Genomic DNA, 12568 nt, shown 5'->3' on the forward strand with positions numbered 1-12568 from the left:
TCGCCATCCTCTCCGGTCTGTTCGGCAAGTTCGGCGTCCCCACCGGCTGCACCATCGTGGGCGTGGTCGTCGTCATCTTCGGCCTGGCCTCCCTCGTCTGGGTGAAGGACTATCCCCACGACGTGGGCGCTTACCCGGATAACATCAAAGCCGAGGGCATGGACTTCAAAGCTCAGGCGGAGGCCGTCCGCAGCCACAAGAGCGCTTTCACGGTATCCAAACTGCTCCGGGACAAGGACATGTGGTGCATGGCCCTGGGCTTCGGCCTGCTGTGGATGGTCACCGTCGGCATCGTCAGCCAGTTCGTGCCCCGCATGATCAGCGTGGGCAATTCCCAGCCCACCGCCCTGATGATGCTCACCGCGGCCGCCGTCGTGGGCCTGTTCGGCAGCTATTTCTGGGGCTGGCTGGACCAGAAGGTCGGCACCAAGCCCGCCAGCGTGGTCTACTCCGCCTCCTACATCATCGCCCTGCTGCTGCTCATCTTCGCCAAGCTGCCCATCTTCACCTACATCGCCATCGTCTTTGTGGGCCTGGGCATCGGCGGCCTGCTGAACCTGATGCCCTCCATGGTCATCTCCGTGTACGGCAAGTATGACTTCACCGCCGCCAACAGCCTCGTCTCTCCCATCGCCTCCCTGCTGCAGAAGTTCGCCTTCCTCATCATGGCCGTGCTGCTGGGCGTCTCCGGAGGCGACTATGCCCTGCCCTACGGCGTGTTCATCGTCATCGACGTCATCGGCGCGGCGCTGCTGCTGTGCGTCACCGGCAAGTGCAAGGGCAAGCAGGACGAAACCCAACAATAAAGGAGATATTGTCATCATGTCCGACTGCAAGAAAATGTACATCGGCGGCGCGTGGGTGGACGCCATGAGCGGCCAATTCTACGACGACTGCGACCCTTACACTGGCGAGGTCTTCGCCCGGGTGGCCAACGGCGGCGGCGAGGATACCCGCCGGGCCATCGACGCCGCCCAGGCCGCCTTCCCCATGTGGAAGGCCTACAACCCGGTGGAAAAGCGCAAGCTGCTCAACCGGGCGGCCGACCTGCTGGAGGAACGGATGGATCAGTTCGTGGACGCGCTGAACCGTGAGACCGGCGCGGCCACACCCTTCGCCAAATTCCAGGCCAAAAACTCCCCCGAGTTCCTGCGGGAAGCCGCCAGCCAGGTCCTCAATGTCCACGGGCAGATATTCCCCTCTGAGACGCCCGACTGCGTCGGGATGATGTGGCGCCAGCCCATGGGCGTAGTGGGGTGCATCTCCCCCTGGAACGCGGCGCTGCTGCTGGCGCTGCGGGCGGTGGTCTTCCCGCTGGCCTGCGGCAACACCGTGGTCCTCAAGACCTCCGAGGCCTCTTCCGTGGTGGGCGGCGTCATGCTGGCCCAGCTCTTTGCGGACGCCGGCTTCCCCGCAGGAGTATTCAACCTGGTCACCACCGGCCCGGGCCGCTCCGGCGAGGTGGGGGATGTGCTCACCAGCGACAAGCGGGTGCGGTGCATCACCTTTACCGGCTCCACGCAGGTGGGCCGCGCCCTCAATGTCCAGTGCGCCCAGAACCTCAAGCGCTTCTGCGCCGAACTGGGCGGCAACTGTCCCCTGATCGTGCTGGGAGACGCGGACGTGGACTATGCCGTCAACGCCGCCGCGTTCGGCCGCTATATGCACCAGGGGCAGGTGTGTATGAACACCAAGCGTATCGTGGTGGAGCAGTCCATTGCCGACGCCTTCCTGGAAAAACTCACCGCCAAGGCCAAAAGCCTGAAGTTTGGCGACCCCAAGCTGCCCGACACCATCATCGGCCCTCTGATCAACCAAAGTCAGATGAATACGCTCCTCCGCCAGATCGAGACCGCCCGGGCACAGGGCGCCGAAATCCTCTGCGGCGGGCAGAACCACGGCCTGGTATACGAGCCCACGGTGCTGGTCATGACCGAGGAGATGGAAATCGCCCACCAGGAGGTCTTTGGGCCCGTGGCCAACGTGATCATCGCCAAGGATGCCGGGGACGCGCTGCGCATTGCCAACGACACGGACTATGGCCTCTCGTCCGGCATCATCACCGGCGACCTTGCCCGGGGCTGGGACATGGCGGAGCGGCTGGAGGCCGGCTGCTGCCACATCAACGACTGCACCCTGGGCGACGAGCCCCACGCCCCCCTGGGCGGCATGAAGGAGAGCGGAAGCGGCAAGAACGGCTTCATGGCTATCGAGGAATTCACGGAAGTCCGCTGGGTCACGCTGCAAAAAAAGCCCCGCCACTATTTGTTTTAAACCAAAACCCGCTCCGGCGTTTGAAACGCCGGGGCGGGTTTTTCTGCGCGGCTTACAGGCGTTCGCCCACGACCTGAGCCTTGATCAGGTTGGTGGTGCCGGAGATGCCGATGGGCACGCCGGCCGTAATCACCACCGTGTCGCCGGGTTTGACGGCGCCCTCCTTCCGGGCCACCTCCACGGCCAGGGAAAACATCCGGTCGGTGGAGTCCACCTCTCCGGACAGGTAGGGGTGCACGCCCCAGGAGACGGCCAGCTGCCGCCGGGCCGACTCGGTCTGGCACAGGGCCACGATGGGGCAGGCAGGGCGGAAGCGGGAGATGACCTTCGCGGTATAGCCGGACTTGGTGGCCGCCAGGATGGCGGTGGCCTTCAGATCCATGGCGGTCAGGCAGCCGGAGTGCGAGATGGCGTCGCTGATGGTGGACACGCCGGGCAGCAGGCTGCTCTCCCGGAAGCGCCCCCAATAGTCGATGGCTCCCTCGGCGGCCCGGACGGTATCCACCATGGTCTCCAGCGCCTCAATGGGATATTTGCCCGAGGCGGTCTCGCCGGAGAGCATCACGCAGGAGGTGCCGTCGAACACGGCGTTGGCCACGTCGGACACCTCCGCCCGGGTGGGCCGGGGATTGCGGATCATGGAGTCCAGCATCTGGGTGGCGGTGATGACCGGCTTGCCCTGCCGGATGGTGGCCTTAATCATCTTCTTCTGGAGGATGGGCACCTCATGGGCGGGGATCTCCACGCCCAGATCGCCCCGGGCCACCATCACGCCGTCGGAGGCGGCGATGATCTCGTCCAGGTTGTCCACACCCTCCCGGTTCTCGATCTTGGCGATGATGCGGATATCGTCTCCTCCGTGCTTGTGCAGCTCGGCGCGGATATCCTCCACATCGCCGGCCTTGCGCACGAAGGAGGCGGCGATAAAGTCGAAATCGTTTTCCACGGCGAAACGGATGTCCTCCCGGTCCTTGTCCGTCAGGGAGGGCAGCAGGATATGCACGTCGGGAATATTGATGGATTTATTGCTGGACAGGGCGCCTCCATTTTCCACCGTGCAGTGGATCTCATGGCCGCAGACCTGCTGCACCAGCAGTTCGATGAGCCCGTCGTCCACCAGGATGCGGCAGCCGGGGCCCACCTCGTTGTGCAGATTGGCGTAGGTCACCGACACCCGCTTGCCGTCGCCGGGCACGTCGTCGGTAGTAAGGGTAAACGCCTGCCCCCGCTCCAGGGTCACCGCTCCGTCGGCAAAGGTGCGCACCCGGATCTCGGGGCCCTTGGTATCCAGGATGGTGGCCACGGGGGCCCCCAGCTCGTCCCGGACCCGCTTGAGCTTTAAAAGCTGCGCCCTGTGGCTCTCATGGGTGCCGTGGGAAAAGTTGAACCGGGCGGCGTTCATGCCCGCCAGGATCAGCTTTCGGATGGTCTCCTCGCTGTCTACCGCAGGGCCCAGGGTGCAGATGATCTTGGTCTTTCTCATGTCATACCTCCATCGGGTAGGATGTCTGTTTCTCTCTTAAATAAACCGCAGTTATTTTACTACAGCCGTCCGGATTTGGAAAGTAAATTTTTTGTGTCCAGCCGCAGCGCGTCCCAAAGCAGCGCCGCGCCGGCGCAGCAGCCGCTGGAACACGAAGGCGGCGGTGGGAGGGGAGCGTCTTACCTTCGTCCAAGGGTCATTCCTCCAATGCGGCTTTGGATGGAAACAGCGCTGCGTTTCCCGTCGACCCCGCCGTCATCAGGCTCAGCACCAGGTCGGGCTCCAGCTTCACGACGGTGTCCAGCAGATCGCCGGAAAAATAGCGCAGGTCGATGGTGACCAGTTCCGAGCAGGACAGCGCCAAAAAGGGCGTCAGCGCGCAGGCGAACGAGTCCCGGAGGAGCACGATCCGGGGGCCGTCCGGGTTTAGGTGGTTGGTGACGGTGGCCAGGGGGTAGTCTCCCCCGGCGTAATAGGTGTAGGGGTTGCCGCCGAACCAGTCCCGCCGGGCCACCCGTTCGGGAAAGCAGACCGATGTTTGGAAGGGTCCCCTGCGGTCGATGGCGTAAAAGGGACAGGCGTAGGTCAGCTGCGTTTCAAACTTCGGGGTATAGAGCGTTAAGCGGTCGGTCCCGGCATAGAGCGTGCCCACCCGCTTGCCCTGGCTGCCCAGGAAAAAGTCCTCCAGCACCCGGGTGTCCCAGTTGGACGCCTGGGTAAGGGCGGCGTCGCAGGCAAAGCCGTATTCCTCTTCCAGCAGTCCGGTCAGATACTGCCAGGCAAAAAAAGCCGCCTCCGGCTTCCAGTGGTGGTCGGTACGGAAGAACCAGTCCGCATAGCTCCCGTTTTCCTCAAAGAGCGGCCGCAGGTCGGTATAGGCCGCGCCCGCCTCCGCCAGCCCCGCCAAAAAGGCGTCCGCCGCGGCGTTGCCGCGGTCGGTCACCCCTGTGGGCAAAAGCGCCTGATCCCGGCCGATCTTCTGGGGGGCCAGCAGGAAACGGTAGGGGATGCCCCGCTCCGACAGGTCCTGGGCGAGGGCCGCCGTAGCCCCGGCGTTTTCGGCGGCTTGGGGCGCGGGGTCCGGACCGGTCAGATCAACAAAGTTCAGCGCCCCGGTCGAGAGCTTTACCACCGTGTTTTCTCCCACGGCGTCCTCCACCACCCGGCGGCCGCACAGCCGCTGTACCCCGCCAAACAGCTGGATGAAAAAATGATCCCGATCCAGGTCCTGATTGACGGCGCGCTCGGCCCCGTCCAGCACGGCCTGCACGTCCCGGTCCCGGAGGGCCTGCTTCAAAAGGGTCTCCAGCGCTCCCTCTCCCCCGAAGCAGGAGGAGACCACTACCGCCAGGGCCAGCGCCAGCGCCGCCAAAAATCCCAGCGCGGTCAGGGTATCTCTGCGCTTCACCGCTCTTCCCCTCCCTAAAAGTTAAAGTAGATAAAGGGATTGTAGGTCCCCTTGATGAGAAAGCTGGCCGCCGCCGCGAAGAGGAGCAGCATCAGCACCGCGTACCCCACGTCCAGCAGCAGACTGGGCCGGGCCGTGGTCTTTTTCCGCAGCCAGCGCCCCGCCGGCACGGAAAAGGCCGACGCCGCCAGCAGCACCAGAACGTTCTCCCGCAGGTAGAGGAGAAACAGGCTGTCCCAGCCTGCGGCCCCGAGGCCGAGCATGGCGCCCAGATACCGCCCGGCCGCGCCCAGGCTGTCCGCCCGGAAGAGTACCCAGGCGAAATTCACCATCAGGAAGGTATACAGTCCTTGCAGGGGGGCGGGCCAGCCGCGCCCCAGGCGGGCGTATTTCTCCAGCACCAGCAGCACGAAGTAGAACAGCCCCCAGGCGAGGAAGGTCCAGTTGGCGCCGTGCCACACGCCGGTGAGCAGCCACACCACAAACAGGTTGCGGATGTGCTTGGCCCTGGAGTCCACCCGGCTGCCGCCCAGTGGGAAATACACATAATCCCGAAACCAAGCGGACAGGGAGATATGCCACCGGCGCCAGAACTCGGTAATCGAGCGGGAAACATAGGGATAATCAAAGTTCTCCAGAAAGTGGAACCCGAACATCCTGCCCAGTCCGATGGCCATATCGGAGTAGCCGGAAAAATCATAGTAGATCTGAAAGGTGTAGCACAAAGACCCCAGCCAGGCAAAGGCGGCGGAGAGCTCCCCGCCGCCCAGGGAAAACGCCCGGTCCGCCACCACGGCCAGCTGATTGGCCAGGAGCACCTTTTTCCCCAGGCCCACCAGAAAGCGGCGGCACCCGGAGGCAAAGTCCGTCCAGGTCTCCGTTCGGGCGTCGATCTGCTCCGCCACCGTCTCATATTTGACGATGGGTCCGGCGATGAGCTGGGGAAAGAAGGCGATGTACAGTCCCACCTTCAGGGGGTCGCGCTGGACCTGGCCCCGGCCCCGGTGCACGTCCAGCACATAGCTCAGCGCCTGAAAGGTGAAGAAGGAGATGCCGATGGGCAGTTCGATCCCCGGCACTGCAAAATGCCCGCCCAGCCGGTTGAGGGTGTCCAGCACGAAGGTCAGGTACTTGAAGACAAACAAAAGCCCCAGATTGGCCGCCGCGGCCGCCAGGAGCGGGAGGCGGCAGGAGGCCCCCGCCCGGCGGCGCCGGTCCACCCAAAGCCCGAACCCGTAGTTGGCCAGGATGGAGGCGATCATGACCAGCACGAACCAGGGCTCCCCCCAGGCGTAAAACAACAGGGAGGCCGCCAGCAGGAACACGTTCTGCCCCTGCCTCCGGCGGCGCAGGGGCAGATAGTACACCAGCAGCACCAGGGGCAGGAACAGGAAGAGAAACAGGGAGCTGGAAAAGAGCATGGCTTTGGCTCCTTTATGTGAGATAACGGCCCACAAGGGGGATCTTGGAGAGCACCCACGCCACGGCAAAGGAGCACAGGAAGATGCCCGCCGCCAGTACCGGTACGGCCAGCGCCGGCGCGAAGGAGAGCGCGTCGATCCCAACGCGGCGCAGCAGCATAAGAAACAGGTCATGCACCAGATAGATCCCGAAGCTCACCTGCGCGGCTTTGGACAGGCGCTCCCGGCGGGAGCGCTCCTCGCTGACCCCCAGCACATACCGAAACAGCACGAATACCGCCACGGACATCAGCGCTACATTAGGGCTGTCGTAATTATAAAAGACCTGCACCAGCTCCCCCCGCTGCCGGGAGAGCAGGGCCGTCCCGCCCACGGTGACCGCCGCCCCCAGCGCGCCCAGCAGATAGAGCGCAAATTCCGCCGCCCGGCTGAGCGTGTTCTGCTTCAAATAGTAGCCCAGCACGTAGTACCCTACATAGCCCAGGACCAGATGCAGGTTCAGATTGCCGATCCAAAGGCTCGCCGTCTGGCTGGGCCGCAGGCGAAGCAGGGTGGGCAACAGGAAGGTAAACACAAACACCAGCAGAAAAAACCAGTGAAAGTCCCCCCGGCCCGCGCCCCGGACGAAGGCCCGCAGCACCGGCGTGACCAGATACAGGCCGAGAATCATATACAAAAACCACAAATGATAGTGGGTGTGCCCCCGCAGGGCCTGCCAAAGGGCTTCCCGCACCCCGGGCCAGGTCCATGCGCCGCCCTGCTCCAGATGGTTGGCCACGGCGTAGACCGCGCCCCACACCGCCAGGGCCGTAAAAATGCGCAGGATGTGGCGGAACAGGAGTTTGGGCAGAGGCAGGCTGTGCTTGGGGTCCAGCAGGAAGGCGCCGGACAGCATCACGAACACCGGCACACACCAGTGGGTCAGGCCGTCGTAAACATTGAGCACCTGAAATGCCCCGGAATCCACCGGCATATCCGCCAGACGCGCGCCGGACACGTGGAGCAGGACGACTGCAAAAAGCGCGGCGCAGCGCAGCAGGTCCGCCCAGGCCAGGCGTCCGTTACCGTTTTTCCCCATGTATCCTACTCCCGGGCCGGGACGATCTCGATCCAGTAGCCGTCCGGGTCCTCGATGAAATAGACGCCCATCGCCGGGTTTTCCAAGCACACGCAGCCCATGGCCTTGTGGCGGGCATACAGCGCGTCGTACCGGTCGGTCCGAAATGCCAGATGGAACTCCTGCTCCCCCAGGTCGTAGGGCTCGGTGCGGGAGCGCAGCCAGGTCAGTTCCAGCAAAAAGCCGGTCTCCCCGTCCCCCAGGTACACCAGCCGGAAGGAGCCGTCCCGGGCCGTCTTTTCCCGGACCGTCTCCAGCTCCAGCGCCTGCCGGTAAAAGGCCAGCGAGCGTTCCAGGTCCAGCACGTTGAAATTGAAATGGTTGAATTGCAGCATCGTTCTCTTCCTCCTGATCCTTCTCCGGGCGGCGCTTTGCCGCTTTTCCGCGAATCGCCCCCTACATCCCTTCCGCGATCCTTCTGCCGGTGGGTGTGGCCGCCAATCCGCCTCCGCCCGTCTCCCGCAGCGCGGCGGGCAGGGCGTCGCCCACGGCGCGCATGGCGTCAATGACCTCGTCACAGGGAATGGCGCTCTCCGCGCCGGACAGGGCCATCTCTGCACAGGACAGGGCGTTGACCGCCCCCATCACGTTGCGTTTGACGCAGGGCACCTCCACCAGCCCGGCCACCGGGTCGCACACCAGCCCCAGGGTGTTGGACAAGGCCATGGCACAGGCATGGGCCATCTGCTCCCCCGTTCCGCCCATCACATGCACCAGCGCGGCGGCGGCCATGCCGGAGGCGGAGCCCACTTCGGCCTGACAGCCCCCCTCCGCACCGGCGATGGAGGCGCGGGTGGCGATGACCTGCCCAAAGCCCGCGGCGACATAGAGGGCCTGGATCATGACCTCGTCGCTGAGCGCGTCCCGCTCCCGCAGGGGGATGAGCACTGCGGGCAGCACGCCGCTGGCCCCCGCCGTGGGGGCGGCCACGATGCGGCGCATACAGGCGTTGCACTCCCCCGTTTTCAGCGCCGCGGCAATGATCCTGCGCAGAAAGGGCGGGCACAGGCCCGGTCCCGTCCCGTCCAGCCGGGCGCCCTCTCCCCCGCTCAGGCCGCTGGGCGAGCGGCGTGCGGGATCATAGTCCTCCAGCGGAGCCTGCATCGCCTTCCAAAGACGCTCCATCTGCGCCCAGGAATGCTCCCGCGCCACGCCCCGGTCCCGCTGGTCGTCCTCCAATACCGCCTGCCACAGGGGCGTCGTCCGGGCAGCCGCCAACAGTCCCTCAACGGATGAAAACGCCATGGCTCATTCCTCTCCTTCCAGATCCAGATAAGTCACGCTGACGATGCCGGGGCAGGCCCGCAGCTCCTCCGCCGCCGCGCCGCAGATGGGCTGGTCGCTCTCGATGACCATCACCGCCAGACCGCCCCGCATATCCCGGTAGAGCTGCATCGCGGCGATATTCACCTGCCGCCGGGACAGCACGCCGGTGACTTCGGCCACCATGCCGGGCTTGTCCCGGTTGCGGATGATCAGGGTAGGCAGGTCCCCCGTAAAGCTGGCCTCCAGGCCGTCGATGGAGCAGACCTTCACCCGGCCGCCGCCCAGAGAGGAGGCCACCACCTCCATCTCCCGGCCGCTGCCGCCCTTCACCCGCAGCAGCACCGTGTTGGGGTGCGCTCCGCGCAGCACCGTCTTTCCCAGGGCGAGGTCCATCCCGGCCTCCTTCGCCAGCTCAAAGGAGCGGGGCAGGCGGGGATCGTCAGGCCGCATGCCCAGCAGCCCCGCCACCAGGGCCCGGTCGGTGCCGTGCCCCGCGCCGGTGGCCGCGAAAGACCCGTGGAGCAGCAGCTGGGCCGAAACAGGCGGTTCCCCCAGCAGCCGCCGGGTAATCCGCCCGATCCGCGCCGCCCCCGCCGTATGGGACGAAGACGGCCCCACCATGATCGGCCCCATGATATCAAACAGGTTCATACGATCGCTCCCTTCTCCCTTCCGGCAGAGCGCCCCGCCAGGCCGCCCTCCGCGCGCTTTCGTTCAGCGCGCGTATACCGTCGTTCCGTCCTTGATGGTCTCCAGCACCCGGATCTGCCGGATGGACATGGGCTCTACCGCCGTCGGGTCGCCGCTCAGGATCACCAGATCCGCCCGCTTGCCGGGGGCGATGCTTCCCCGCTCGTTCTCCATAAAATACTGGTACGCGGCGTGGATGGTGACAGCCTTGAGCGCTTCCCGCGGCGAAAGGCGCAGCTCCGGACCCAGCACCGCGCCGCGCCGGGTCACCCGGCACGCCGCGCACCACACGCTCTCCAGCATGTCCGGCTGGATGACCGGGGTATCCTGGTGCAGCGTAAAGGGCAGGCCCAGCTCCGCCGCCCAGGCCAGGGGGCTGATGGAGGCGGCCCGCCGCGCTCCGAAGTTCTCCGTGTGGACATCCCCCCAGTACCACAGGTGGGCGGCAAAAAAGGAGGGGATCATCCCCAGCCGTTTCATCCGCTCCAGCTGCTCCCTGCGGACCAGCTGGGCATGGATCATCACGCTCCGGATGCAGGCGGCTTCCACGCCGGTCTCCGCCGCTGCCCGCTCCATACAGCGCAGGTACTGTTCCGCCGCCGCGTCGCCGTTGCAGTGCGCCAGGATCTGCCGCCTGCGCTTCAGCGCCGTACGCAAAAACCCCGTCACTTCGTCGTCGGAATAGACCGGGTAGCCCCGGTAATCCGTCTCCCCTTCCTCCTGCCGCGCGTAGGGCTCCAGCATCCAGGCGGTGCGTCCCTGGGGCGACCCGTCCAGGAAGATCTTATACCCGCCGATCCCGGGCCGCTCCGCCAGGTCCGGGTCATGTTTCAAATCCGCATAGCCCACGGTGTCCACCGTCAGCCGCGCCGATGCCAGCAGATCGTACCGCCCCTGGTCGGCCAGCCCCTCCTGGGCCAGCACAATGCCGTGGGACAGGTAGGTCTGCTCCGCCGCCGCCAGGGCCTTGCACGCATCCGCCCGGGACGGCGCGGGCAGGGCGGCGCGGATGCGAAGGAAGGCGGTCTCCTCCAGGTAGCCGTTGGGCGTGCGTCCGTCGGCCTCCCGGCCGATCCTGCCGCCTTCCGGGTCCGGGGTGTCCGCGGTGATCCCCATGGCCTCCAGCGCGGCGGTGCTGGCCACCCCCATGTGGCCGGATGCGTGGGTAATGAGGACAGGGACTCCGGGCATACATTCATCCAGCACCTGCCGCGTGGGGTGCGCCCGCTCGTCCAGCACGTTGTGGTCGTAGCCAAACCCGACCGTCCACCCCTGCGGATGGGCCGCGCGGTAGTCCTGCAGGGCCGTCCGGATCTCCCGAAAGGAGCCCGCCGCCCCCAATTGGCACAGGCCCAGCGTGGAGGCCAACGCCGTGATGTGGGAGTGGGCGTCCAAAAACGCGGGCATCAGGCAGCACCCCTCCAGGTCCCGCCGCCGGGCGCCGGGGGCCAGCGCCGTCAGGGCGGCCAGCGGGCCCGCCGCGGCAATTTTTCCATCCCGGACCAGCACCGCCTCCGGGGCCGGAGCATCCTCCATGGTCAAAATGCTTCCGCCGAAAAACAGGGCCTCACTTCTGCTCATGCTCGTTCGCCTTCTTATTGATAAATTCCGGTTTGAGCTTACTATAAACGATTTTTTGTTCGCTATACAGGCCATAATAACCGGAAAGCATATAAGAAACGCCGATCGAGACGGCGAAGAGCCCCAGGCTCTGTCCGGTAAACATCCCGTAGCTGTCTCCGGCGAACAGCTCCAGGGAAAGCAGCAGGGAGGTCAGCGGGCAGTTGGTGACGCCGCAGAAGACGCTGACCATGCCCAGCCCCGCCCCAAAGGAGGGATGCAGTCCCAGCAGCGGGGCCACGGTGCAGCCGAAGGTCGCCCCGGTAAAGAAAACGGGAACGATCTCACCGCCCTTGAACCCCGCTCCCAGCGTGATGGTGGTGAAGAGCATCTTCAGAAAAAAGGCCTCGGGCCGGGCCTGACCGCCGATCGCGGCGTGGATGACCGCCTCCCCCGCGCCGTTATAGTCGTAAGTGCCCGGGTTCCACAGCCAGACCAGGAACGTCAGCCCGATCACGACGGCTCCGCCCACTGCGGCCCGCAGCACCGGCCGGGGCAGGAAACGGTCGTAGATCTTCGGCGCGGCGTGCATCAGCCGGCAGAACAGGATGGAAAGGGCGGCAAACAAAATGCCCATACCGATCACCTGTACCAGGGTCAGCGGGGTCAGATCGGGCACCCCCGCCAGGTCAAAGGCAGTGCCGGGCACGCCAAAAAACTGCGCCACCCACAGTCCGATGATGGCCGAGAGGACGCAGGGAACGATGGCGGCATAATAGAGCACGCCTACGCTGGTGACTTCCATGGCGAACATGGCCGCCGTCAGGGGCGTACCGAACAGCGCGGAAAACGCCGCCGACATGCCGCACATGGTAATGATGCGCCGGTCCTTGTCGTTCAGCCCCATCCAGTGGCCGATCTTGGAGGAGATGGAGCCGCCGATCTGAAGGATGGCCCCCTCCCGGCCGGAGGAGCCGCCCACCAGATGCGTAATAATGGTGGAAAGGAAGACCAGCGGCGCGGTACGCAGGCGCAGGGGCTGGTCCTCCCGCACGGCCACCAGCACGAAGTTGGTGCCCCGGTCCCGTTCCATCCCGCAGGCCCGGTAGAGCAGCACGATGGCCGCGCCCCCGGCGGGCAGCAGAACGATGAGCCAGTGGTGGGCCTGCCGCAGGGTGGTGGCCCAGTGAAAGCAGAAATAAAAGGCGGTGCTCACGCCGCCCACCACGATGCCGATGACGCAGGCAAAGACCACCCACTTGAGGAAGACCCCCGGCTCGTCCAGCCATCTGCGCAGCGCGCCGCGGCGCGGTTTTGCTTGGTTCATATCCGCTCACTCCGTTGTCAGG

At 65.5% G+C, this 12568-nt stretch carries 11 protein-coding genes; 2 read left to right on the forward strand and 9 right to left on the reverse strand.

Features of this window, described 5'->3' with window-relative positions; translation table 11 throughout:
• On the forward strand, window positions 1-806 hold an 806-nt coding region (locus NE547_RS12870; protein ID WP_370866850.1), incomplete at its 5' end, for an MFS transporter.
• A gap of 16 nt (window positions 807-822) precedes the next feature.
• Window positions 823-2274: an aldehyde dehydrogenase family protein gene (locus NE547_RS12875; RefSeq protein WP_256176111.1), complete on the forward strand. Its 1452-nt coding sequence runs from the start codon at window positions 823-825 to the stop codon at window positions 2272-2274.
• A 52-nt stretch (window positions 2275-2326) separates the two neighbouring features.
• Here NE547_RS12875 and pyk read toward each other — a convergent pair whose 3' ends face one another.
• The 9 genes from pyk to NE547_RS12920 form a co-directional block, all read right to left on the reverse strand.
• Window positions 2327-3757, reverse strand: a complete 1431-nt coding sequence (gene pyk / locus NE547_RS12880) for a pyruvate kinase (protein ID WP_256176112.1) — start codon at window positions 3755-3757, stop codon at window positions 2327-2329.
• Window positions 3758-3953: 196 nt separating this feature from the next.
• On the reverse strand, window positions 3954-5165 hold the full coding sequence (locus tag NE547_RS12885; protein WP_256176113.1) for a DHHW family protein: 1212 nt from the start codon (window positions 5163-5165) through the stop codon (window positions 3954-3956).
• Between the two features lie 14 nt (window positions 5166-5179).
• The gene (locus NE547_RS12890) at window positions 5180-6586 is read right to left on the reverse strand and encodes an MBOAT family protein (RefSeq protein ID WP_186908584.1); all 1407 of its coding nucleotides are present in this window, start codon (window positions 6584-6586) and stop codon (window positions 5180-5182) included.
• Between the two features lie 13 nt (window positions 6587-6599).
• Window positions 6600-7664, reverse strand: a complete 1065-nt coding sequence (locus NE547_RS12895; RefSeq protein WP_256176114.1) for an acyltransferase — start codon at window positions 7662-7664, stop codon at window positions 6600-6602.
• Between the two features lie 5 nt (window positions 7665-7669).
• Complete coding sequence (locus tag NE547_RS12900; protein WP_186908586.1) at window positions 7670-8038, reverse strand: VOC family protein; 369 nt, start codon at window positions 8036-8038, stop codon at window positions 7670-7672.
• 61 nt (window positions 8039-8099) lie between these two features.
• Window positions 8100-8948 carry an L-serine ammonia-lyase, iron-sulfur-dependent, subunit alpha gene (sdaAA, locus tag NE547_RS12905; protein ID WP_186908587.1) on the reverse strand — a complete coding sequence of 283 codons (849 nt, stop codon included), beginning with the start codon at window positions 8946-8948 and terminating at the stop codon, window positions 8100-8102.
• 3 nt (window positions 8949-8951) lie between these two features.
• The gene (gene sdaAB / locus NE547_RS12910) at window positions 8952-9620 is read right to left on the reverse strand and encodes an L-serine ammonia-lyase, iron-sulfur-dependent subunit beta (protein ID WP_256176115.1); all 669 of its coding nucleotides are present in this window, start codon (window positions 9618-9620) and stop codon (window positions 8952-8954) included.
• A gap of 63 nt (window positions 9621-9683) precedes the next feature.
• On the reverse strand, window positions 9684-11240 hold the full coding sequence (locus NE547_RS12915) for an amidohydrolase (protein WP_256176116.1): 1557 nt from the start codon (window positions 11238-11240) through the stop codon (window positions 9684-9686).
• Window positions 11227-12546, reverse strand: coding sequence for a chloride channel protein (locus NE547_RS12920; RefSeq protein WP_186908590.1), 1320 nt, complete (start codon window positions 12544-12546; stop codon window positions 11227-11229). Before NE547_RS12920 ends, NE547_RS12915 begins: the two co-directional genes overlap by 14 nt.
• Between the last annotated feature and the right edge of the window lie 22 nt (window positions 12547-12568).

The organism is Flavonifractor sp. DFI.6.63 (assembly GCF_024462255.1).
GTDB classification, from domain to species: domain Bacteria; phylum Bacillota; class Clostridia; order Oscillospirales; family Oscillospiraceae; genus Lawsonibacter_A; species Lawsonibacter_A hominis.